Below are 22,386 nucleotides of genomic sequence, written 5' to 3'. Positions count from 1 at the left end.
TGAAGCCCGGCCAGGCCGAAAAGATCACTGAATCCGATCGAGCGCCTTGTAGTAGAGGCCGACCATTGGCAGGAACCAGGGCTTGCCGGAATAGCCGGGAATGGCCGGCCACTCGAACCCCTTCATCGGATTGCGGTCCTCGCGGCCGAGCATGGCATCGGCCATGATCATGCCGAGATGGGTGGAAAGTTGCGCACCGTGGCCGGAATAGCCCATCGCGTACCAGACCCCGTCATGGTAGCCGGCCCGCGGAAAACGGTCCTTGGTCATGTCGACCAGCCCTCCCCAGCAATAATCGACTTCGACCTTGGCGAGCTGCGGGAAGATCGCCGCGAGGCCTGCCCGCAAGATCTGTCCGCTCCTGGCGTCGGAGCGCTGGTCCGACGTCGCGGAGAAGCGTGCGCGGCCGCCGAAGATCAGGCGCCTGTCGGGCGAAAGCCGGAAGTAATTGCCTATGTTCATCGAGGTCACGCATGTCCGGTTGCCGGGCATGGTTGCGGCGATCTCGGCGTCGCTCAACGGCCGCGTGGCAATGATGAAGCTGCCGACGGAAATGATCCTGCGGCGGAAGTAGCCGAAATTCGACGTGGTGTAGGCGCCGGTCGCCACCAGCACATTGTCGGCGCTGATCCGGCCGCGCGAGGTGGTCAGCTCATGCTTGCCGCCGGCCTGCTTGCGGTCGGTCACCGCCGCGTTCTCGTGGATGACGGCGCCGTGGCGGGCGGCGGCCGTGGCCAGGCCCGCCACATAGCGGCCCATATGCATCATGGCGCTCTTCTTCGACAGCATCGCGCCGTGGAAGGGCGAGCCTATCTCGGATTTGAGATCGGCCGCCGACAGCAGCGCCGTATCAGGATCCACCTCGGCGTGAAGGGCTTCGAAATTGCGGGCGATTGATTCAAAATGCTGCGGCTTGGAGGCGAGCTTCAGCTTACCGGCGCGGCGGAAATTGCAGTCGATGCCTTCCTCCGCGACCAGCGCCTCGATGGTGTCGACGGAGTCGTCCAGTGCCCGGTAGAGCGCGATTGCGCGGTCCTTGCCGAGTTCCGCCTTGGCCGAAAGATAGCTGTGGGCGAGGCCGTTGTTCAGGTGGCCGCCATTGCGGCCGGATGCGCCCCCGCCCACCCGCTCCGCTTCCAGCACCACCACTTTCGCGCCGGCCTTCGCCAGTTGGCGCGCCGCGGCGAGACCGGTGAAGCCACCGCCGATGATGGCGGCATCGTAGTGCCCCTCGAGCGGGTCTTGCGCCCCGCCGGAAAAGACGGGAGCTGTGTAGTGCCAGTAGGAGACGAACTTCATTGGCAACCCGCCTGTTTCAGAGACCGACCACACCTGGAAGACCCGAAATGGCTGATATCTCGACATAGCCGTAATACGGGTTGGCCGGCTCGTGGCCGCGATTGACCCAGACCTTGTTCTTGATGCCGAGATCGTGGGCCGATATCAGGTCGTAGCGGAACGACGACGAGCAGTGAAGAACGTCCTCCGGGCCGCAGCCCAGCATGTCGAACATGTATTCGAAGGCCTTGAAGCGAGGCTTGTAAGCCTGCGCCTGCTCTGCCGTGTAGACCGCATGGAACGGTGCGCCGAGCTTCTCGACATTGGACATGATCTGCGCGTTCATGGCGTTGGAGAGGATCACCAGCGGGATTTCCTTGGCGACCTTGGCGAGGCCCGCCGGAACGTCGGCATGAGGGCCCCAGGTCGGTACGCGCTCATAGACCATGCTGGCGTCGTCGGCGCTGAAGACGACGCCGTTGCGCTTGCAGGCGCGCTCAAGCGCATTGTGGATCACGTCGGCATAGGGCTTCCAGTCGCCCAGGATCTCGTCCAGCCGATAGGCGGCGAAGTTCTTGATGAACTCCTGCATGCGTGGCTCGTCGAGCCGGCGGCCATAGAGATCGCGCGCCGCTTCCGCCATCTGGAAAAAGGTCAAAGTGCCATAGCAGTCGAAGGTGATGTATTTGGGCCTGAAAGAAGCCATGTCCGTCGATCTCCAGTGGAAGCACATCCGCGTTGGATGGATTTCATCATAGGCCGGCCGGAAGCGAGCCACCTGACCGAAATGGGGCTCCTGAAAGCAGAAAGTTCCGTATCCACCATCCGGTTTGGTACGCTGTAGCATCTGGTGTGCCGAACGCGGCGCCGCGCGCGACGTGAAGCGCGTCCGCCGTGGAGGGTGCCAGCACAAGATGCGGCGCACGCCCCATGCAACGGCGAATGATACTGCCGAAGCCGAAACCTTCAGACGATCTGCGGCGCGCCGATGGCCGAGACTTGAGGTCAGACGGAAAGGTGCCTCATGCAGCAGGGCGAAATCGCAATCCAGGACTTCGGGCCGGACCATATCGAGGGCGCAGTGGCGCTTTCGCGCCAGGAGAATTGGCCGCATCGCCCGCAGGACTGGCAGATGGCGCTGCAGCTCTCCAGTGGCGCGGTCGCGCTCGACGACCAGGGCCGTGTCGCCGGAACCATCCTGGTAACGCCCTACGGCGCGGATTGCGCCATGATCAACATGGTGATCGTCGACAGGAACGTGCGGGGCAAGGGGCTCGGGCGCCGCCTCATGGAACAGGCCTTTGACTTGGCAGGAGACCGTCCGCTGCGGCTCGTCGCGACGGTGGACGGCATGCCTCTCTATCAGAAACTAGGCTTTGTAGCCTCCAGCACCATCCTGCAGCATCAGGGCAAGGTTGCAGAGCTTGCTGCGCCCGAAGGTGTGGAAGCAGCAGGCACCGACGATCTGCCGGAGATCAAGGCGCTGGACCGCGACGCCTATGGCGCCGACCGCCAAGCTCTGATCGACGCGCTGGCGGAGCGCGGCCACGTCGCGGTCATCCGCCGCAACGGCGCCATCGAGGCCTATGCCGCGATCCGCCCGTTCGGGCGCGGCGAGGTGATCGGTCCGGTCATTGCGGGAAGCTATGACGAGGCGAAGGCCCTGATCGCATTCTTTGCCTCAACCCGCCCCGGCGCTTTCCTGCGCGTGGACACCGACAGCAGGACCGGCATTGCCGGCTGGCTCGAGGAAATCGGTCTCGCCCATGCCGGCGGAGGCGTGGCCATGGACCGTCCGCCCAAGAACGGCGCGGAACAGATCAGACCGAAAATTTACGCCCTCGCCAACCAGGCGCTCGGCTAGTGCGGAGGACAACAATGCTCGCCAATTCCCTGATCGAACTCGACCGTGCCCATCTCATCCATCCGGTCTCGTCATATCGCGGCCACGAGGCGCTTGGCGTGCGCGTGCTGAAATCGGCGAAAGGCGCGACGGTAACCGATGCCTCCGGCCGGCAACTAATCGACGGTTTCGCCGGGCTGTGGTGCGTCAATGCCGGTTACGGCCACGACAGCATCGTCGAGGCGGCGGCCCGGCAGATGCGCGAGCTTCCCTACGCCACCGCCTATTTCGACCTCGGCTCGGAGCCGGCCATCCGGCTCGCCTCGGAGCTGGCCGAGCGCGCGCCTGGAGATCTCAATCACGTCTTTTTCACGCTTGGCGGGTCGGACGCGGTCGACAGCACGATCCGTTTCGTTCGCTACTACTGGAATGCCAGGGGCGAGCCGAAGCGCGACCAGTTCATTTCCATTGAGCAGGGCTATCACGGGTCGTCGGTGGTCGGCGCGGGCCTGACCGCGCTCCCCGCCTTTCACGCCGGTTTCGGCATTCCCTTCGAATGGCAACACAAGATCCCTTCCCCCTATCCCTATCGCAACCCGGTAGGCGAGGACGGGAACGCGATCACGGCCGCGTCGCTCGCGGCGCTGAGGGCCAGGATCGAGGCGATCGGGCCGGAGCGGGTCGCCGCCTTCTATGCCGAGCCGATCCAGGGCTCGGGCGGCGTCATTGTTCCGCCGAAAGGCTGGATCAAGGCCATGCGCGAGCTCTGCCGGGAGTACGGCATCCTCTTCATCGCCGACGAGGTGATCACCGGCTTCGGACGCACGGGGCCTTTGTTCGCCTGCACGGACGAGGACATCGTTCCCGACTTCATGACAATGGCGAAGGGGCTGACCTCGGGCTATGTTCCAATGGGCGCCGTGTTTATGGCCGATCACGTCTACGATGTCATCGCCGATGGCGCGGGCGCCTCGGCGGTCGGCCACGGCTACACCTATTCAGCCCATCCCGTCAGCGCCGCCGTCGCACTCGAGGTGTTGAAGCTCTACGAAGACGGCCTGTTGGAGAATGGGATCAAGGCCGGTGCCCGCCTGATGGCGGGACTGGCAAGCCTGAGCGACCACCCTCTCGTCGGCGATGTGCGCGGTCGAGGCATGCTCGCCGCGGTCGAACTGGTGACCGACAAGCAGAAGAAAACACCGCTTCCGGCGTCAGCCATGCCGGCGCGGCGCGTCTTCGACAGGGCGTGGGACAATGGCCTCATCATCCGCGCCTTTGCGCACGGGGTTCTCGGCTACGCACCTCCGCTCTGCTGCACCGACAGCGACATCGATGCGATCCTCGAGCGGACGCGCCGGACCCTCGACCAGACGCTGGACGATCCCGACGTCCGCCAGGCCTTGTCATGACGGGCGAAGAATGCCGCGTGTTTCGAAATAGCGCCGGGGCAGACGATTTCGCAATTTTGTGCCGCTCCCTCGCGCCTTTTCGGCGAATCCAGCGCGGGGGAAGTGCCAGACTGCATTTAAGACAAGGCCAGAAAGCCCAAGTTTCCGGGCTTTTGAAAAAGGTCAGCGCCCCGGACAGCACGGAATTTTGTTCTGTTCAGCACCATGCAAATTCGGCCGCGCACAGAGGAGAGAGCTAGTCTTGGCCAAGGGCTTTAGCGAATTCAAATACATGACCTTCGATGTCGTCGGCACACTGATGGATTTCGAAGGCGGCATCACGACCTGCCTGGCCGGGATTGCCGCCGACTCTGGCGTTTCCATCGATGGCGAGGTCGCGCTGGCCCTGTACCGGCAAGCCCGCTACATGCCCGATGCGGGCCTGTTTCCCGACGATCTCTCTCGTGTCTACATGGTCATCGCGCCACAGCTCGGCCTGCCGGCCGAGGAGAAATACGGCGCCCGCCTGCGGGACTCCGCCAGCACCTGGCAAGGTTTCCCCGACAGCGCCGCGGCATTGGCCGAGCTTGCGAAATCCCACAAGCTGATTGCCATGACCAATGCCCGGCGCTGGGCGCTCCACCATTTCCAGAAGCAACTGGGATCGCCCTTCTTCGCCACCTTCACTGCCGACGACACCGGCACGGAAAAACCGGACCCGGCCTTTTTCCAGAAGGTCTTCGATTACGTGGCCTCTCGCGGCGATAACAAGGACGACATCCTGCACGTCGCGCAAAGCCAGCACCACGACATCGGCATATCCCGGGCGCTTGGCCTGACCAACTGCTGGATCGAGCGCCGGCACGCCCAGAAGGGCTATGGCGGCACGATCGAACCCGAGCGCTTCACCGTGCCGGACCACCACTTCACGTCCATGGCCGACTTGGCGGCGGCTGTGCGGGAAAGCCTGAAGGAAAGAACCTGAGCCAGCCGGAAAGCACGCAGCAAGACGAGCATCCGGACAAAACCAACAGAAAGGGGAATGATATGACGGACAAGATCACGAACTGGACCGGAGCAGACGATGCAATGGTCGAAAGCGCCATTCGGCGGGGCGCGAGCCGCCGCGAACTCCTCAAGATGCTGCTGGCCGGCGGCGCCGCGGTTGCCGCGGGCAGCGTGGTGCTCGGCCGCGCCACCAATGCCGTCGCCGCCACGCCGGTTTCCGGCGGAACTTTCAAGGCCGCCGGCTGGTCGTCCTCGAACGCCGATACGCTCGATCCGGCGAAGGCATCGCTCTCCACCGACTATGTCCGCTGCTGCTCACTCTACAACCGCCTGACCTTCCTCGACAAGGACGGCGTCACGCAGATGGAGCTGGCCGAAAGCTTCGACAGCAAAGACGCCAAGGCCTGGACGGTGAAGCTGCGCAAGGGCGTCACGTTCCACGACGGCAAGGACCTCACCGCCGACGATGTCGTCTTCTCGCTGAAGCGCCATCTCGATCCGGCGATCGGCTCCAAGGTCGCCAAGATCGCCGCGCAGATGACCGGCTTCAAGGCGGTCGACAAGTCGACCGTGGAAATCACGCTGGCCGATCCGAATGCCGACCTTCCGACCATCCTGGCGCTGCATCACTTCATGATCGTCGCGGACGGCACCACCGATTTCTCAAAGGGCAATGGCACCGGCGCCTTCGTCCTGCAGACGTTCGAGCCCGGCGTGCGGTCGGTGGTCACCAAGAACAAGAACTACTGGAAGTCGGGCAAGCCCTATCTCGACTCCTTCGAATTCATCGCCATCAGCGACGACAGCGCCCGCGTCAACGCCCTGCTTTCCGGCGACATCAATTTTGCGGCCGCGATCAATCCACGCGCAATGAAGCTCATCGGTGGCCAGCAGGGCTTTGAACTGTCGAAGACTACCTCGGGCAACTACACGGACCTCAACATCCGGCTCGACATGGATCCGGGCAGCAAGGCCGACTTCGTGGCCGGCATGAAGTATCTCGTCAACCGTGAGCAGATCGTCAAATCGGCATTGCGCGGCCTCGGCGAAATTGGCAACGACCAGCCCGTTTCGCCAGCGAATGTCTTCCATAACCCCGACGTCAAGCCAAAGGCTTTTGACCCGGACAAGGCAAAGTTCCACTTCCAGAAGTCAGGCCTGCTCGGCCAGTCCATCCCAGTGGTTGCTTCCGACGCCGCGACCTCGTCGATCGACATGGCGGTGATCATCCAGGCCGCCGGCGCGGATATCGGCATGAAGCTCGACGTGCAACGCGTCCCGTCGGACGGCTACTGGGACAATTACTGGCTCAAGGCGCCAGTCCATTTCGGCAACATCAATCCGCGCCCGACGCCGGACATCCTGTTCTCGCTCCTCTACGCTTCCAACGCGCCGTGGAACGAAAGCCAGTACAAGTCCGAGAAGTTCGACAAGATGCTCATCGAGGCGCGCGGCTCGCTCGATCAGGCCAAGCGCAAGGAGATCTACGGCCAGATGCAGGCTATGGTCTCCGAGGAGGCCGGCACCATTATCCCGGCCTACATATCCAACGTGGATGCCCTCTCCAGCAAGGTGAAGGGTTTGGAAGCGAACCCGCTCGGTGGCATGATGGGCTACGCAATGGCGGAATATCTCTGGCTCGAAGCTTAGGAGAAGCCTGCCTGGGGCCGGTCAGCCGGTCCCCGGCACTGCATTGCGCAAGATTGCTTGGCCGAACAACCGCAGGGAGCGCTTCCATGAAGTCTCGGGTTCTCAACCTCGTGCTGAAGCGGCTGGGGATCGCGGTCGTCACGCTTTTGATCGTCTTGTTCGCCGTGTTTTTCGCCACCAGCATGCTGCCTGGCGACACCGCGTCGATCCTGCTCGGACAGGCGGCGACTCCCGAGGCGGTCGCCGGCCTGCGCGAGGCCATGCATCTCAACGATCCGGCGATCCTGCGCTTCTTGCTCTGGCTTGTCGGCCTGCTCCACGGCGACCTCGGCACTTCCTATGCCAACGAGATGCCAGTCGCGGCGCTGATCGGCGGGCGCCTGGTCAACACCATGAAGCTCGCCGGCATCACCACGCTGCTCTCGGTGCCACTGGCGCTGACGCTCGGCATCACCGCCGCGATGCTGCGCGGCTCCGTCTATGACCGCACCGTCACCATTCTTTCGATCGGCGTCATCTCCGTGCCGGAATTCATGGTCGCGACCCTCGCGGTCCTGCTCTTCGCCGTTTATCTCAAATGGCTGCCGGCGCTGTCCTCGGTCAACGAGGCGCATTCGCTGACCGACCTCGTGCGCATCTATGCAATGCCCGTGATCACGCTCACCTTCGTCATCTCCGCTCAGATGATCCGCATGACCCGCGCCGCGGTGATCGAGACGCTCTCCACGCCTTATGTGGAGATGGCGCTTCTGAAAGGCGCTTCGCGCAGCCGCATGGTCCTGAGGCACGCGCTTCCAAACGCTCTTGGGCCGATCGTCAACGCGATCGCGCTCTCGCTGTCCTATCTGGTCGGCGGCGTCATCATCGTCGAGACGATCTTCAACTATCCAGGCATCGCCAAGCTGATGGTCGATGCGGTCGCGACCCGCGACCTGCCGCTGATCCAGAGCTGCGCAATGATCTTCTGCCTCGGCTATCTCTTCCTCATCACGGCCGCCGACGTCGTCGCCATCATGTCCAACCCGAGGCTCAGATGACGATGGCGAGCACCGCATCCCCCCGACGGCTCTTCCTGGGCCACAGCTACAACCTCGTGGGCGTCGTGGCCGCGCTGGTCATCCTGGCGTGGACGCTCATCGCTATCCTAGCGCCCTATATCATTCCCCATCCGATCGGCGACATCGTCGACGACGACTATTTCGGGCCGATGCGCCAGGGACTGTGGCTCGGCTCGGACTATCTGGGGCGCGATATGCTCTCGCGCGTTCTGATGGGCGCACGCTACACTGTCGGCATATCGCTCGCCGCCGTCTCCATTGCCTGCTTCTCGGGCGTCATGCTGGGGATGATCGCGGCCGTCACCGGTGGTTGGCTCGACACCTGCCTCAGCCGCTTCCTGGACGCCATGAACTCCATCCCCAGCAAGCTGTTCGGCCTTGTGGTCGTCGCTGCGGTCGGCTCGTCGATCCCGGTTCTGATCCTGACGCTCGCCGTCATCTATATCCCCGGCGCCTACCGCTTCGCGAGGGCGCTCGCCGTCAACATCAACACCATGGACTTCATGACCGTTGCCCGCGTCCGCGGCGAAAACACTGCCTATCTCATCGGATCCGAGATCCTGCCCAACATCATCCGCCCGGTGCTCGCCGACTTCGGGCTGCGCTTCGTCTTCATCGTGCTGCTGCTCTCCGGCCTCTCCTTCCTGGGGCTCGGCCTGCAGCCGCCGCTCGCCGACTGGGGCGCGCTGGTGCGCGAGAACATCGGCGGCCTACCCTTCGCGGCGCCAGCCGTTATCGTGCCTTCGCTGGCCATCGCCAGCCTCACCATCAGCGTCAACCTGCTGATCGACAACCTGCCGCAGAAGATCAGGGACAGGAACGCATGACCAATCTCGTCGAGGTCAGGAACCTGAGGATCGAGGCGACGACGGACGCCGGACGGCTTGTCGAAATCATCAGGGGCGTCAGCCTCGACATCGCCGACGGCGAGATCGTCGCCCTTATCGGAGAGAGCGGCTCCGGCAAGACGACGGTAGCGCTCTCGCTGATGGGCTATGCGCGGCCCGGCTGCCGGATCACCGGCGGCGAGATCAATGTAAACGGCAAGAACATGGCAGCGCTCTCCGAAAAGGAACGCGCCAAGTTGCGCGGCACCGATATTGCCTATGTTCCGCAAAGTGCCGCCGCCTCCTTCAACCCCTCGTCCACCATCATTGAGCAGGTGATCGAGGTTACGCGCATCCACGGGCTGATGCCGCCCGAGCAGGCGCGAAAGCGCGCGGTCGAGCTGTTCCGAGCCTTGTCGTTGCCAGATCCGGAAGGGATCGGCGCGCGTTATCCGCACCAGGTTTCGGGCGGACAATTGCAGCGGCTGTCGGCGGCCATGGCGCTTATCGGCGATCCCAAGCTGATGATCTTCGACGAACCGACGACGGCACTCGACGTGACGACGCAGATCGACGTGCTTAAGGCATTCAAGTCGGTCATGCGGGCTGGCGGAATAGCTGGGGTTTACGTTTCCCACGACCTCGCCGTCGTCGCCCAGATCGCCGACCACATCGTTGTGCTGAAGGGCGGCGAAGTGCAGGAGACCGGCACCACGGCTCAGATTCTTTCGGCTGCACAGCACCCCTATACGCGCGAACTGCTGGCTGCCTTCGAGCCGAAGCCGCGGCAAGCACATGCAGACGCAGATGCCGGCGCGAAGCCGTTGCTGCGCATCGACAATGTAACGGCAGGCTATGGCGCGGTGCGCGATGACGGACTGCCGCTAATTCGCGCTGTCGATTCCGTCAGCCTCGTCGTGGAGACCGGACGCAATCTCGGCGTCATCGGCGAATCCGGCTGTGGGAAATCGACGCTGGCGCGAGTCATTGCCGGCATCCATCCGGCGGCGGCCGGCGACATCGTCTTCGACGGCAAGCAACTGGAGCGCGCCGCCAGGAAACGCAGCCAGGACCAGCTGCGCGAGATGCAGATCGTTTTCCAGTATGCCGATACCGCGCTCAATCCGGCCAAGCCGGTGGAGGACATCATTGCCCGACCGCTGGCCTTCTATCACGGGCTCGACAGGCAGGCGCGATCGAAGCGCGTCGACGAACTGCTCGACATGGTTCGCCTGCCCAGGACGCTGCGCTACCGTCGCCCTTCGGAGCTCTCGGGGGGCCAGAAGCAACGGGTGAACTTCGCGCGCGCGCTGGCGGCCGGACCCAAGCTGATCATCTGCGACGAAATCACCTCGGCGCTCGACACAGTGGTGGCATCCGCCGTGATCGAGCTGCTCAAGGAGCTGCAGCGAGAATTGGGCCTTTCCTACATTTTCATCAGCCACGACCTCTCCGTCGTCGAAGCGATCTGCGACGAAATCATGGTCATGTACAATGGCGAGCGGGTGGAGCAGATCACGCCCGACAAGCTGAAGGCGCCCACCCACCCCTATTCGAAGCTTCTGTTCTCCTCCGTGCCGAAGCTCGATCCAACGTGGCTCGATGGCCTCGCCCGAGACCCCGAACTGGTCCGCCAGTACGGCCATCGCTGACGAAACGGCAGAGCCTCACCTCGGAAACAGGCTGGGCAGCGGCATATGCGCCTTGACGATGGGAGACTTCAGCACCACGAAGCTGAAACACTTGTCTATACCGATATCCATGTCGGTCAGCCGCTCCACGATCGCCTGATATTCGGCAATCCCACCCGTGACGAATTTCAAGAGATAGTCGTAACGGGCGGAAACGCGGTGGCATTCGACAGCCGCATCAACCTTATCGATGGCGGCAAGGAAACGCGCGAAGTCGATCTGACGATGGTTCCCTAGCGTGATTTCCGTGAAGACGGTGAGCGTCCGCCCCAGCTTTGCGATATCGATCTGGGCCGAATAGCGCACGATATAGCCTTCGGCTTGCAGCTTCTTTACCCGCATCAGGCAGGGGCTGGGGGAGAGATTGACCAGTTCCGCCAGCTCCACATTTGTGATGCGGCCGTTCTTCTGCAGCTCGTACAGAATCTTGATGTCAATCCGATCGAGTTTCATGGGCTGCCCAGGACCGTACTCAGGTGGTCTCTCGACGCCACTCCTGGCGAATTGTATAAGAGGCGAACCCTGTAAGGCATGAGTTTCCGATCTGGCTCGACCTGGGTCTTCTTGAGCCGATGTGTTTTCCAGACGAGGTGACGCGCTTCCTGCCAGGGCAAAGCAGCATGCCGCAACGGGCTTTCGCCCCGTCTATATTTGCGAGCAGAGCCGGTAGGCCTCATAGATCGACGAGTAGATGTCCCTGCTGGCAACTGCGTCTCCAATGCGGTGCAAGACGAACGATCCGGCAGCTTGGGGACCATTGTCCCCCTTCGTTTCCGTTCCCGTCATGAGTGCTATGTCGGTGACGCCGTTGTTGGCTGAGCGCGCACGCAATTCCTGGTAGGTATCTTCCATGGGTGTCGTGCCGCGCTCGACAATGAGTTGGGCCGCGGTCATTTCCGTCTCTGCACCGGTGAGCTCATGCCGGAATCTGGCGGCGATGCCGCTGCCTTGGCGCGCTGCCTTGACCAGGCGCACGTCGCTGACGACCCGGATGCCGCGTTCCGAGGCACGTTTGCGGAAACTCACCCTGTCCGGATAGGGCGTCTCGATCGCCAAGGTGTCGTCCGCTATGGCCAGGCTGACCACGCGCCCGTGGCGGGCAAGATGCAGGGCGCAGGAAATTGCTGCCTGGCGTCCAGTCTCATCGTAGATGAGCACGTCGTCCTTCGTCGGCACGACCCCGGTCAGGACGTCCCAGACGCTGTCGCAATGTTCAGCGCCCTCCAGCCGTTCCATGTCCGGAATGCCGCCGGTGGCGATGATGACCGCGTCTGGTTGCTCGGCAAGGACGACCTCTGCGTCCGCATAGGTGTTGAGACGGACTTCCACGCCCAGGCGAGCGAGCTCGTCGATACGCCAGTCGATTATGCCAATGAGATCCTTGCGGTCGAAGGCGGAGGCCGCGACGAGGACCTGACCGCCAAGTCGCGCTCCGGCTTCAAGCAGGCTCACCTTGTGTCCGCGCTCGGCGGCGACCCTTGCCGCTTCCATCCCGCCCGGGCCACCGCCAACCACGACCACGCGTTTCGGCGTTTCGGCTCGCACGATGGTATGGCTGATGATCGATTCGTGGCCGCTGGCCGGGTTGTGAATGCATTGCACCTTCTTATACAGGCAGTAGGATGCGCCGACACACGGGCGGATGCGTTCTTCTTCTCCGCGCATCACCTTGTTGACAATATGCGGGTCGGCAATATGCGCTCGGGTCATGCCGACCAGGTCGACAAGGTTCTCGCGGATGGCATGCCGCGCAGTCGCTATGTCCCGAATGCCGGCCGCGTGGATCACGGGCAGCCTGGTTTCCCGTTTGAACTGCCCGACCAGTGGCAAAAACGGCGCGCTGTGGCTAAACATGCCGGGCATGTTCTGCTCAGCCAGCGACAAGTCGGTGTCCATGCGACCAAAGATACAGTTGAAGAAGTCGATATGGCCTTCCCGCTCGAACAGCCTGGCAAAGGCAAGGCATTCCTCGAAATCCGACCCGTCTTCGACCGCCTCGTCGATCACGAACCGGATGCCGACAGCGAAATCGTCGCCCACCGCGCGGCGAATCGCCTCGTGAGCCATCAGGCCGAACCGCGCCCGGTTTTCCAGCGAACCGCCGAATCCATCCGTGCGTCTGTTGGTTCTGCGCGACAGGAATTGACCAATCAGATGCCCGCCGGTGACCGTCTCGATGCCATCCAGATCGCCGTCCAGGCAGCGCTTTGCGGCACTGGCGTAATCCTTGACGATCCTGTCGATGTCCGCGGCGTCCATCTCCTTCGGGAAATTCCGGTTTCGCGTCTCGCGAACGCGTGACGGCGCCACCGGCGGGAGCCAGTTTCCTGCATAGGCGGTGGCGCGCCGGCCGAGATGCGAGACCTGGCACATGACGGCCGCGCCACGGTGATGGATGCGCCGCGACAGCGACTGGAGATGAGGGACGATGCGATCGGTCGAAAGATCCAGCTGGCCGCCGCCCCAGCTCGAATCGGGCGAGGTCATTGCCGAGCCGCCCGCCATGGTCATCGCCAGGCCGCCGCGTGCTTTCTCCTCATGGTAGAGCTGGTAGCGCTCGAGCGGCATGCCGCCCTCGTCCAGCATCGAGGCATGACTGGTGCTAACGATGCGGTTGCGCAGCGTCAGACCCTTGAGCCGAAACGGCTGAAGCAGAGGATCACTGGTTGCCCCTCCAGCACGAGGCGCCGTTATGTTCATATCCGAACCATTCATAAAGGTTATGGTCTACCATTTGCTACGGCCCAGAAAGCTTGAAAATTCTTGGGGTGGCTATACGCTGGGCGCATGGCTGGCTTCGCAAAACTCGTTCCCTCCGCGCGCGGACTTCTTATCTTCGAAGCGGCTGTCCGATCGGGTAGTTTCACGGCCGCCGCTCGGGAATTCAACGTCACGCAACCGTCCATCAGCCGCACCATTGCCCAGCTCGAGGCCGATTTTGGCGTCGCTCTTTTTACGCGGAGCCCAACGGGGTTGGCCCCAACCGCAGACGGTCGTGACCTCTACTCGGCGGTGCGGGAGGGATTTGACGGCATCGAGGCGGTGATCCGCAGAATCAAGCAGAACAGCACTGCAAAGCCGGTGGTCACCCTTTCACTGTCGAGTTCTCTGGCAACGTATTGGTTCGTTCCGAGGCTGGGGGCGTTCAACGCGAGATTTCCTGATGTGGACCTGAGGTTCGAACTGATCGCGGGCGTTTTGCGAGGACCCGCCGAGAATGTCGACCTTGCCACGAGAATCCTAGCCAATGACGATACGCACTATCACCGCTGGGCGTTCTCGCCGGAAATCATCGTTCCAGTGTGCAGCCCATCCTATCTGTCGGGCCACGGTCGGTTGATGCATGCCGGAACCGGGGAACGTCATGTCCTGCTTCACCTGACCGACGCCAAGGAGCAGTGGCTGGACTCCTGGGGCAGTGTGGCGGACCGCAAGACGAGCAGGGCAAAGTGGCTGGAGTTCTCGGACTATGCGGTCGTCCTACAGGCCGCGATGAACGGAGAAGGCGTGGCGCTTGGCTGGCTCAGCAATGTTTCAAGGGCGTTGCTTCAGGGAACCCTTGTCCCGGCTTCGGACAGGCAGATCAACACTGGCCGGATCCATCAGCTGATTGCACCGCGCTCACGGCCGGTACGGCCTGTCGTCTCCGACATCTGCGCCTGGATGATCGCTGAGATGCAAGCCGAATTGAAAGAATTGCACGCAATATTGCGGCCGGACATCTTGTAGCGGGCTGAAGGTGGCAAGTGCAGCGCGGCGCAGCCACCGCTGACTACATCGGAAACAGGCTGGGCAGCGGCATGTGCGCCTTGACGATGGGTGACTTCAGCACCACAAAGCTGAAATACTTGTCGATGCCGATATCCATGTCGGTCAGTCGCTCCATGATCGTCTGATACTCACTAATGCCGGAGGTCACGAATTTCATCAAATAGTCGTAGCCGCCCGACACAAGATGGCATTCGATGACCTGCTCGATTTTCTCCACGACAGCGAGAAAGCGGGCGAAGTCAATCTGACGGTGGTTCTTCAAGGTGATTTCGGTGAACACCGTCAGCGTCTGGCCAAGCTTGCCGATATTGATCTGCGCGGAATAGCCTTCGATGTAGCCTTCCGACTGCAATTTCTTGACCCGCATCAGGCACGGGCTTGGCGACAGATGCACCAGATCAGCCAGTTCCACATTGGTGATGCGGCCGTTCTTCTGCAATTCGTGAAGAATTCTGATGTCGATCCGATCCAGTTTCACGGCCGTCTCCGAACAACGCATGCCACAGCACAAAATGCTGCCATACCAACAACATTGACACTACCACAGCCCGCTGGCCTGTCCATCCAAGCGGACACCGCTAAGAAACGCAGCGGCTCCCGATTTCAACCAAGCTGCCGGAATAAAATTCTGCTTCAGCCTCAACTGCAGCAGCGGCTGCCTGGGCAACGCGGTAGATTGGCGCTTCAAAGGTTGAGGGATCATGCGCGCGCCGCTGCAGCAAATCGAGACATCTGGCGAACTGCCGCAATCCGCGGACGCGGTGGTGATCGGCGGCGGCGTCGTAGGTGTCTTCGCGGCCTACTATCTGACCAGGCGCGGCATGAAGGTCGCGCTTGTCGAAAAGGGACGCATCGGTGCGGAGCAGTCCTCCAGGAACTGGGGATGGTGCCGCCAGCAGAACCGCGACGCCCGCGAGCTGCCGATGGCGACCGGCAGCCTCGATCTGTGGGACAGTTTCGCGGCGGAAACCGGCGAGGATACCGGCTTTCGCCGCTGCGGTCTGCTCTATCTCAGCAATGACGAGGCGGAACTGGCCGGCTGGGCGCGCTGGCGTGACTTCGCCAGAACGGCCGGCGTCACCACGCATATGCTCGACGGCGCCGAGGCCAGCGAGCGGGGCCGCGCCACGGGCCGGACGTGGAGGGGCGGCGTCTTCTCGCCAACCGACGGCACCGCCGATCCGTCGCGGGCCGCGCCCTCGGTCGCCCGCGCCACCCTCAAGCTGGGGGGTTCCGTGCACCAGAATTGCGCCGCACGCGGTATCGAGACCGAAGGTGGGCGCCTGAGCGGCGTGGTCACGGAAAGCGGAACGATCCGGACGAAAGTGGCGGTGCTGGCCGGCGGTGCCTGGGCGTCCTCCTTCTGCCATCAGTTCGCTTTCCGCTTTCCCCAGGCGTCGGTCCGATCGTCCATCCTGTCCGTCTCGCCCGGCGCGGAAGGCCTTCCGGATGCGCTGCACACGGCAAGGATCTCGGCCACGCGTCGCAGCGACGGCGGCTACACGCTCGCCATAAGCGGACGCGGCCGCGTGGACGTCACGCCGCAACAGCTGCGCTTCTCGTCGCAATTCCTGCCCATGTTCCTGAAGCGGTGGCGAAGCCTCGCGCCCGGCGGTCTGGAGGGCACGCGCTCGGGCCACGAAACGCTCCGACACTGGCGGCTCGACCGGCCGACGCCGATGGAGCGGATGCGCATCCTCGATCCGACCCCGGACCAGGCGACCATCCGCCTGACCCACGCCCGGGCGCTCGAGCTGCTGCCGGCACTTCGCCAGACTAGGATCAGTGCGGCCTGGGCTGGCTACATCGATAGCACGCCGGACGGCGTGCCCGCCATCGGCGAGATACATTCCGTTCCGGGATTCTTCCTGGCTGCCGGATTTTCGGGGCACGGCTTCGGCATCGGACCCGGCGCCGGGCACCTCGTCGCCGATCTGGTGACCGGGTCGGAACCGATCGTCGATCCGACAGCTTATGATCCTCGGCGCTTCGACGCTTCGGCTTGGGGCAAGGTCGCCGATTTCTAAGACGTGATACAGGCCGACATCCAGGCAAAGCCTCCGGAATCCATCAGCCTTCACGGAGAAAAGCCCCGATAGGCGCCGGCCGGACAGGCGCCTGCCCGCGAAACCGGCCGACAGCGCCGGGGGTGCAACCGGTCTGCGTCGCGACAAGCTCAACGGCAGCCAACTGACAATAGCGCCCCTGGCATCGCCCCATGCCGACGCGTGAGAGCGATTTCGTCCTATTGGCCTCGCCGCCGCCGAAACCCCCGTTCTCGCGCACAGCTCCGGCAGTCACGTTCTCGCAACGGCAGACGACCGCGTCGTCGGGGAGTGCCCGCACCATCGCGGTCGGCCAGGGAAAGGCGCAAGCCAGACCGCCGGCAAAGCGCTCGAGCCGCGCGAGCTTGCGCAGATCGACGCTGGCGCGGGGTGCCGGAAATCCGAGATCGGCAAGGCATGCTGCCGCCGCGAGTCGCCCAGCGATCTCCGCGCCGTCTGCTCCCAGAAGACGAAGGCCATCGCCCGCAAGATAGACTCCGTTGCCGGCGCGACCCATCTGGTCAGTCTGTGGTAGCCATTGCCGCCACTGCTCATCAAAAGTGAAGGCGCATCCCACCAAGTCGGCCAGATGGGTCTCCGCCCGCAGATGCCAGCCCATGCCAATCATGTCGCATTCGGTGAGGCGTTCATGGCCGCCGGCGTCGCGCCACCGCATCGCTGTGACACCCTTCCCTTCGGCCTCGATCCGCATGAGCGTCACGCCCGCATGGTAGCGGCCGCCGAGCCGCGCCCGCAGGGCCAGACCGCGCATCGCGACGAACGGCCGGGCGGCAAGCTTCCGGAGCCCCCGTACCTGCTGATGCCAGGGAGAGGTGTCCAGCACCGCCGCTACATCCGCTCCAGCCTTGAGGAGCTGGGCGCCGACCAGCGTCAGCAAAGGCCCCGACCCGATCAGGACGATGCGCTGCCCAAGAGCCACGCCCTGTGCCTTGAGCGCGATCTGCGCCGCGCCAAGGCTATAGACGCCGGCGCTCTGCCAGCCCGGGACCGGAGCGACACGGTCGGATGCGCCGGTCGCAAGGATCAGGCGGTCATAGGAGATCACCTGCACGCCACTCTCCCCCAGCACGTGCAGCCGACCCTCATGCGATGCGATGACCGAGCTCGCCGCGCAATGGGTGAGCCGCCCCGCTTCTGCCAACCTGTCGAAGAGCGCATGCAGTGCGCCCGCCTTCGCCGCCTCCGACCCGTAAAGTTGCTCCGCTGTGCGGGTAAAACCGGCAGGCGGGCGCCGATAGATCTGGCCGCCTGCGCGCTGCCCTTCGTCGATCACCACTGGTTTGAGCCCAGCATCGACCAACGCAGCCGCCGCCCTTATGCCGGCCGGACCGGCGCCCACGATCACGATCCGCGGCGGCAACGTCTCGCTCACGGCCAACTCTCCGGTGACATCGTACGCAATCGCATGCCTTCGCTGACAAGTGCCGAGCACGCCTGAAGTCGCGGTCCCTCGTCCTGCCACACCCAGCAATCCTGGCAGGCTCCCATCAGGCAGAACCCGGCTCGCGGCTCCGGTCCGAACTCGGACTTTCGCAACGCGTGCCCTGATGCCAGCATGGCGGTCAGAACGGTGTCGCCGGCCAGTGCAGCACGCGTCTGCCCGTCGAGAAAGAAATGCACTTCTGCCCGGTCGCGCTCGGCCAGCCGGACGATACGGCCGGCGATGATCATTCCGCGGCCTCTAGCACCGGGCCGGGACGAGGCAATTCGGGGAACCGCTCGCAGACCGCATCGAAAGCTGCCTGGACGCCCTCAGGCCCCGAGCGCCCCTTCATGCGACGGAAGACCTCCGTCTTAGTGAAGAACCGCCAGTGGATCGGCAAGTCCCTTAGTATAGCGGTGAGCCGGTCATACGCCGCCGAGGTCCACTGCGCTTCGTAGCCTTCGCGCTCCGGGCCGAAATGGAAATGGCCGGCGGCCGGTCCCTGCCGCGCGCGCAGCCTTGCCGTCGCCTGCTCGTCGACCTCGCCGTCGCGGATGACGACACCATAGTCGCGCTCAGCGGCCGTTGACGAGACATAGCCGCGCCGCACATCCTGCGCGATCCGCCAGGGCTCGCGTTCGTGCGGATCGCCGCGCCCGCCGCCTCCGGCGGAGCGGATATCGAGCACGTCGCCAGGTTGCAGAACCGCTGTGTCGATGTTGCCCAGCCGCCGCTCGTGCACGGTCCCCGGATTGACAACCATGTCCGACAGGCCCGCCGCCTTGCCGCCCAGCACGCCCCAGGGCCGGAAGAAGCTGCGGTCGCGGTTGCGCGCCGTGATCCGGGAGTCCGGCGCGAAGACGCGGAAGGCCATCTCGGTTGCCAGCCCGCCGCGCCAGCGGCCCGCCCCACCACTATCCCGGGCGAGCCCGTATTTCACGAATTCGACCGGGGTTTCCGTCTCGGTGATCTCGATCGGCGTGTTCTTGAGATAGGCGGCGTCGGCGCCCGATCCGTTGGTCCCGTCGCGATGCGGCATCGCGCCGCCGCCCCCCACCACGGGGTTGACTGCAGCGATGACGGTCCGGCTGGTGCGCTCATCAGTGGTCATGACGTTGACGATGCAGTTGTTGCCGGCCGGAGCCGCGGGCAGGCGCTCCGGTACCGCTTGCGAAAAGGCGCCGAAGATGACCGACCGCAACCGGGCGCAGGTGAGCGAACGCATGCCCACGGCGGCGGGGAATACCGGGTTCAGCATCGAACCCCGGGGGGTAATGCAGGTGAACGGCCGAGTGAGGCCAGTGTTGAGCAGTATCTTCGGGTTGAGCGTGTAGAGCACGTAGTAGACGCCCACCAGCAGCATGGTGTGACGCGGGTCGCCGCCTGAAGGCACGTTGAGCGAGGAGCCGAGCTGCGGATCGGAGCCGGTGAAGTCGAGCAGCGCCTCGTCGCCCTTGATCGTCAGCGTCAGCTTCAGCCGGCAGGGATTAGCCTCGACCGAATCCTCGTCGGCATAATCCGCGAATTCCCACGTGCCGTCGGGCATGAAGCGCAGCACGTCGCGCGCCTGCGCCTCAGCATGGTCGAGAAGCGCGGCAACGCCTTCGATGAAGCCGGCCTTGCCGAACTTCCGCACCATCGCCTGGATCTTGCGCTCGCCGGTGTTGAGCGCGCCGACAAGCGCCTTGATGTCGCCGATGTTGAGGTCTGGCTTGCGCACATTTGTGCTCATGATGCGCAGGATCATCTCGTCGAAGACGCCCTCCTTCACCAGCTTCATGGGAGGAAAGCGGATGCCTTCCTGATGGATTTCGGTCAGCGCCCGGCTGAGCGAAGCTGGCACTGCTCCGCCGATGTCGGTGTTGTGGATATGCCCTCCGGTCCAGGCGACGATCTCGCCATCGACGAAGACCGGTTTCCAAAGATGCGTGTCGGGCGCGTGGGTGGCGACGTGGCCGGAATAGGGATCGTTGGTGAAGGCAACATCTCCCGGCCGGTAGTCGTCGACCATCGCGATCGCGCGGTGATACGAAAGCCCCGGATACCAGGTGGCGCCGAGTTCCATCGGCACGGCGAACGTCGCGCCTGAACGGTCCATCAGCATCACGGTAAAGTCCTGCGTCTCCTTGACGAAAGCGGAGTGCGCGGTGCGGTGCAGCGTGTGGGCCATGTTCTCGGCGGCCGCGCGGGCATGGTTCGCCAGAACCTGAAGGTTTGTCCGGTCAAACATGGCATCACTCCGGGAAGGTCAGCAAAAGGTTGAGATGGCGGTCGACCCTTGCCTGCGTTCCGGTGGGAATGGCGAAGGTAGTGTCTTCCTGGACGACCACGGCAGGCCCGTGGAACGTGCTGCCCGGCACGAGGGCTTGCCGGTTGTGGAGGTCGACGGTCTCGACGCTGGCACCCGTGTAGACGGAGAGCCGGCGCGCCGGAATGGCCGGAGCATCGATCTCGTCGGTCTCCGGGAGAGAGAGTTTCGGCCCTGCACCTATGGCCGATAGCCGGACATTCACAAGTTCGATCTCGCCCTCCGGGTCGTGGAAATCGTAGAGCCGCTCATGGGTGAGATGGAAGGCCTGCTCGATGGCGGCGACATTGCCGTCCGTCAGCCATTCCGGCAGAAGGACGACCTCGATCTCATAGCTCTGCCCGACATAGCGCATGTCGCAGGTGAGATTGAGCTCCGCCGCCGCATCGTGCCCCTGCGCCGCAAGCCAGTCGCGGCCCTCACGCGCCAGCGCCTCGAAGGCCTCGCGAATCCCGGCGAGCGCCACGCCCGATAGCGGGCTGAAGATGGTGCGAATGAAGTCCCCGCGCAGGTCCGCCACCAGCCCGCCCAGCGCCGACACCACACCGGGTCGGCGGGGCGCCATGACGCGCTTCATCCCGAGTTCGCGGGCAAGGAAGGCGCCGAGCATTGGGCCGCCGCCACCGAAAGGCATCAGCGTGAAATCGCGCAAGTCGACGCCGGCGCGCGAGGCAAGCTTCTCGACCTCGACGAACATCTCCGACACCGCGATGTCGAGGATTGCCTGCGCGGTCTGCTCGATGGGGCGGCCGAGCCGGGTGGCAAGCTCGCCGACCGCGCGATGCGCCAGTCTGGTGTCGATCCTGAGCTGGCCATAGGCCATCTCGCTGTGACCGAGCCATCCGCACACCACCATGGCGTCCGTCACCGTCGGCCTCTCGCCGCCACGGCCGTAGCACGCGGGTCCTGGCGTCGAACCGGCCGATTCCGGTCCGACCCGCAGCACACCCTGCGCATCGACACTGGCGATCGAGCCGCCGCCGACACCGATCGAGCTCACCGACACGGAAGGGATATGGAGCGGAAATTCGCCGATCAGTTCGCCGGTGCCAAACTGCGCCTCGCCGCCGATGATAAGCGCAAAGTCGGCCGAGGTGCCGCCGATGTCGAGGGTAAGAACCTTGTCTTCGCCTGCCTGGCGCGCCAGCCATGAGGCGCCGATGACGCCCGAGGCCGTTCCCGACAAAAGCATGTTGACGCAGGCGCGCTTGCCTTCGGCAGCGTTCATCAGCCCGCCGTTCGATTTCGTCAGCATGGGGCGGGCCGGCACACCTCGGCCCTTCAGCCGCTCTTCCAGCGCCGTCAGATAGCCAGAGACACGCGGATGGACATAGCCGTTGAGAATGGCTGTAGAGCTGCGCTCGTATTCGCGAATGACCGGCCAGACCTCGGCCGAGGAGAAGACGAAGAGGTCGGGGGCAAGATGCGCTATCGCTGCCTTCACGGATGCTTCCTGCGCGGCATTGCGCCAGGAATGGAGGAAGGACACGATGATGCCTTGCGCCCCGTTCGCTTTCGCCACTGCCACCGCCATTTCCACCGCCGCCATGTCCGGCGCCCGGGATTCGCTCCCATCGGCACGCATGCGGACCGGAATGCCGAACACCATGTCGCGCGAGATCAGCGGGTCCGGCCGCGAGCAGAACAGCGAATACATGTCCGGCATTCGAAGCCTTGCGAGTTCGATAACGTCCTCGAAGCCCGCATTGGTAAACAGCGCGAGCGGCGCGCCCTTGCGCTGGATGATCGTGTTGATGCCGACGGTCGTGCCATGCACGAAGCGTGTCATATGGGCAGGGTCAAAGCCTTCGCGCTCGGCCAGCAGAGTGAGACCGGTCATTAGCTCGGCGCCCGGATCTTCTGGCGTCGTCAGCACTTTCAGCGAGGCGAGGCGTCCGGAATTTGCTTCGAGCGCGCAGAAATCGATGAATGTTCCGCCGATATCGACGCCGACCTTCCAGTCGGCTCTGTTCTGCGCCTCATCCGCCATGATGACACCATCCATGATGCGTCCCTTCCTGTCTGCCAAGCAAACCTGGCACGACCGGATGGTGCGGGTCCAAGACGTATGATGA

Annotated in this window: 18 protein-coding genes; 9 read left to right on the top strand and 9 right to left on the bottom strand. The window is 63.8% G+C overall.

Annotated features, from left to right (window positions below):
* Positions 1-24: 24 nt before the first annotated feature.
* Positions 25-1,299, bottom strand: coding sequence for an NAD(P)/FAD-dependent oxidoreductase (locus C9427_RS07330; RefSeq protein ID WP_107648464.1), 1,275 nt, complete (start codon positions 1,297-1,299; stop codon positions 25-27).
* Positions 1,300-1,315: 16 nt separating this feature from the next.
* Positions 1,316-1,984 carry a haloacid dehalogenase type II gene (locus tag C9427_RS07325; protein WP_107648479.1) on the bottom strand — a complete coding sequence of 223 codons (669 nt, stop codon included), beginning with the start codon at positions 1,982-1,984 and terminating at the stop codon, positions 1,316-1,318.
* 318 nt (positions 1,985-2,302) lie between these two features.
* Between C9427_RS07325 and C9427_RS07320 the strand changes: the two genes are divergently transcribed.
* The 7 genes from C9427_RS07320 (at position 2,303) to C9427_RS07290 (ending at position 10,704) form a co-directional block, all read left to right on the top strand.
* Complete coding sequence (locus C9427_RS07320) at positions 2,303-3,142, top strand: GNAT family N-acetyltransferase (RefSeq protein ID WP_107648463.1); 840 nt, start codon at positions 2,303-2,305, stop codon at positions 3,140-3,142.
* 14 nt (positions 3,143-3,156) lie between these two features.
* The gene (locus C9427_RS07315) at positions 3,157-4,530 is read left to right on the top strand and encodes an aspartate aminotransferase family protein (RefSeq protein ID WP_107648462.1); all 1,374 of its coding nucleotides are present in this window, start codon (positions 3,157-3,159) and stop codon (positions 4,528-4,530) included.
* Between the two features lie 241 nt (positions 4,531-4,771).
* Positions 4,772-5,494 carry an HAD-IA family hydrolase gene (locus C9427_RS07310; protein ID WP_107648461.1) on the top strand — a complete coding sequence of 241 codons (723 nt, stop codon included), beginning with the start codon at positions 4,772-4,774 and terminating at the stop codon, positions 5,492-5,494.
* A 62-nt stretch (positions 5,495-5,556) separates the two neighbouring features.
* Positions 5,557-7,167 (top strand): ABC transporter substrate-binding protein, encoded by a 1,611-nt coding sequence (locus C9427_RS07305; protein WP_107648460.1) that lies wholly within the window; start codon positions 5,557-5,559, stop codon positions 7,165-7,167.
* 86 nt (positions 7,168-7,253) lie between these two features.
* A complete protein-coding gene (locus tag C9427_RS07300; protein ID WP_107648459.1) occupies positions 7,254-8,204 on the top strand; it encodes an ABC transporter permease in 951 nt (316 codons plus the stop codon).
* The gene (locus C9427_RS07295; RefSeq protein ID WP_107648458.1) at positions 8,201-9,052 is read left to right on the top strand and encodes an ABC transporter permease; all 852 of its coding nucleotides are present in this window, start codon (positions 8,201-8,203) and stop codon (positions 9,050-9,052) included. Before C9427_RS07300 ends, C9427_RS07295 begins: the two co-directional genes overlap by 4 nt.
* Positions 9,049-10,704, top strand: coding sequence for an ABC transporter ATP-binding protein (locus tag C9427_RS07290; protein WP_107648457.1), 1,656 nt, complete (start codon positions 9,049-9,051; stop codon positions 10,702-10,704). The genes C9427_RS07295 and C9427_RS07290 overlap by 4 nt, the downstream gene beginning before the upstream one ends.
* Positions 10,705-10,719: 15 nt before the next feature.
* On the opposite strand, the gene C9427_RS07285 is transcribed toward C9427_RS07290, so the two are convergent.
* Both C9427_RS07285 and C9427_RS07280 read right to left on the bottom strand, forming a co-directional pair.
* The gene (locus C9427_RS07285) at positions 10,720-11,196 is read right to left on the bottom strand and encodes an Lrp/AsnC family transcriptional regulator (RefSeq protein WP_107648456.1); all 477 of its coding nucleotides are present in this window, start codon (positions 11,194-11,196) and stop codon (positions 10,720-10,722) included.
* Between the two features lie 192 nt (positions 11,197-11,388).
* Entirely contained in the window at positions 11,389-13,443 is a 2,055-nt protein-coding gene (locus C9427_RS07280; protein ID WP_107648478.1) for an NADH:flavin oxidoreductase, read from the bottom strand.
* Positions 13,444-13,530: 87 nt separating this feature from the next.
* On the opposite strand from C9427_RS07280, the gene C9427_RS07275 reads away from it, so the two are divergent.
* On the top strand, positions 13,531-14,472 hold the full coding sequence (locus C9427_RS07275; RefSeq protein WP_107648455.1) for a LysR substrate-binding domain-containing protein: 942 nt from the start codon (positions 13,531-13,533) through the stop codon (positions 14,470-14,472).
* A gap of 43 nt (positions 14,473-14,515) precedes the next feature.
* On the opposite strand, the gene C9427_RS07270 is transcribed toward C9427_RS07275, so the two are convergent.
* Complete coding sequence (locus tag C9427_RS07270) at positions 14,516-14,992, bottom strand: Lrp/AsnC family transcriptional regulator (protein ID WP_107648477.1); 477 nt, start codon at positions 14,990-14,992, stop codon at positions 14,516-14,518.
* Positions 14,993-15,215: 223 nt separating this feature from the next.
* Between C9427_RS07270 and C9427_RS07265 the strand changes: the two genes are divergently transcribed.
* Positions 15,216-16,541: an NAD(P)/FAD-dependent oxidoreductase gene (locus C9427_RS07265; protein WP_107648454.1), complete on the top strand. Its 1,326-nt coding sequence runs from the start codon at positions 15,216-15,218 to the stop codon at positions 16,539-16,541.
* A gap of 43 nt (positions 16,542-16,584) precedes the next feature.
* Here the strand turns inward: C9427_RS07265 and C9427_RS07260 are convergent, their stop codons facing one another.
* From C9427_RS07260 to C9427_RS07245, 4 genes are read right to left on the bottom strand one after another with little or no spacing between them, the layout of a single operon-like run.
* Complete coding sequence (locus C9427_RS07260; RefSeq protein WP_107648476.1) at positions 16,585-17,952, bottom strand: NAD(P)/FAD-dependent oxidoreductase; 1,368 nt, start codon at positions 17,950-17,952, stop codon at positions 16,585-16,587.
* Positions 17,949-18,251 (bottom strand): (2Fe-2S)-binding protein, encoded by a 303-nt coding sequence (locus C9427_RS07255; RefSeq protein ID WP_107648453.1) that lies wholly within the window; start codon positions 18,249-18,251, stop codon positions 17,949-17,951. Before C9427_RS07255 ends, C9427_RS07260 begins: the two co-directional genes overlap by 4 nt.
* Positions 18,248-20,233, bottom strand: a complete 1,986-nt coding sequence (locus tag C9427_RS07250) for a hydantoinase B/oxoprolinase family protein (RefSeq protein ID WP_107648452.1) — start codon at positions 20,231-20,233, stop codon at positions 18,248-18,250. The genes C9427_RS07255 and C9427_RS07250 overlap by 4 nt, the downstream gene beginning before the upstream one ends.
* 4 nt (positions 20,234-20,237) lie before the next feature.
* Positions 20,238-22,316 (bottom strand): hydantoinase/oxoprolinase family protein, encoded by a 2,079-nt coding sequence (locus C9427_RS07245; protein ID WP_107648451.1) that lies wholly within the window; start codon positions 22,314-22,316, stop codon positions 20,238-20,240.
* Positions 22,317-22,386 lie beyond the last annotated feature (70 nt).

The organism is Mesorhizobium helmanticense, from assembly GCF_003034915.1.
In the GTDB taxonomy this organism is placed as follows: domain Bacteria; phylum Pseudomonadota; class Alphaproteobacteria; order Rhizobiales; family Rhizobiaceae; genus Mesorhizobium; species Mesorhizobium helmanticense.
The sequence above is the reverse complement of the archived record's forward strand: the minus strand, read 5'-3'. Positions and strand labels throughout refer to the sequence as shown.

What these genes read in the sequence shown, in the direction of transcription:
- C9427_RS07265 (WP_107648454.1), top strand. Translation starts at nt 15,216, where the DNA reads ATGCGCGCGCCGCTGCAGCAAATCGAGACATCTGGCGAACTGCCGCAA.
- C9427_RS07305 (WP_107648460.1), top strand. Translation starts at nt 5,557, where the DNA reads ATGACGGACAAGATCACGAACTGGACCGGAGCAGACGATGCAATGGTC.
- C9427_RS07300 (WP_107648459.1), top strand. Translation starts at nt 7,254, where the DNA reads ATGAAGTCTCGGGTTCTCAACCTCGTGCTGAAGCGGCTGGGGATCGCG.
- C9427_RS07325 (WP_107648479.1), bottom strand. Translation starts at nt 1,984, where the DNA reads ATGGCTTCTTTCAGGCCCAAATACATCACCTTCGACTGCTATGGCACT.
- C9427_RS07315 (WP_107648462.1), top strand. Translation starts at nt 3,157, where the DNA reads ATGCTCGCCAATTCCCTGATCGAACTCGACCGTGCCCATCTCATCCAT.
- C9427_RS07295 (WP_107648458.1), top strand. Translation starts at nt 8,201, where the DNA reads ATGACGATGGCGAGCACCGCATCCCCCCGACGGCTCTTCCTGGGCCAC.
- C9427_RS07285 (WP_107648456.1), bottom strand. Translation starts at nt 11,196, where the DNA reads ATGAAACTCGATCGGATTGACATCAAGATTCTGTACGAGCTGCAGAAG.
- C9427_RS07280 (WP_107648478.1), bottom strand. Translation starts at nt 13,443, where the DNA reads ATGAACATAACGGCGCCTCGTGCTGGAGGGGCAACCAGTGATCCTCTG.
- C9427_RS07320 (WP_107648463.1), top strand. Translation starts at nt 2,303, where the DNA reads ATGCAGCAGGGCGAAATCGCAATCCAGGACTTCGGGCCGGACCATATC.
- C9427_RS07245 (WP_107648451.1), bottom strand. Translation starts at nt 22,316, where the DNA reads ATGGATGGTGTCATCATGGCGGATGAGGCGCAGAACAGAGCCGACTGG.
- C9427_RS07330 (WP_107648464.1), bottom strand. Translation starts at nt 1,299, where the DNA reads ATGAAGTTCGTCTCCTACTGGCACTACACAGCTCCCGTCTTTTCCGGC.
- C9427_RS07275 (WP_107648455.1), top strand. Translation starts at nt 13,531, where the DNA reads ATGGCTGGCTTCGCAAAACTCGTTCCCTCCGCGCGCGGACTTCTTATC.
- C9427_RS07290 (WP_107648457.1), top strand. Translation starts at nt 9,049, where the DNA reads ATGACCAATCTCGTCGAGGTCAGGAACCTGAGGATCGAGGCGACGACG.
- C9427_RS07255 (WP_107648453.1), bottom strand. Translation starts at nt 18,251, where the DNA reads ATGATCATCGCCGGCCGTATCGTCCGGCTGGCCGAGCGCGACCGGGCA.
- C9427_RS07250 (WP_107648452.1), bottom strand. Translation starts at nt 20,233, where the DNA reads ATGTTTGACCGGACAAACCTTCAGGTTCTGGCGAACCATGCCCGCGCG.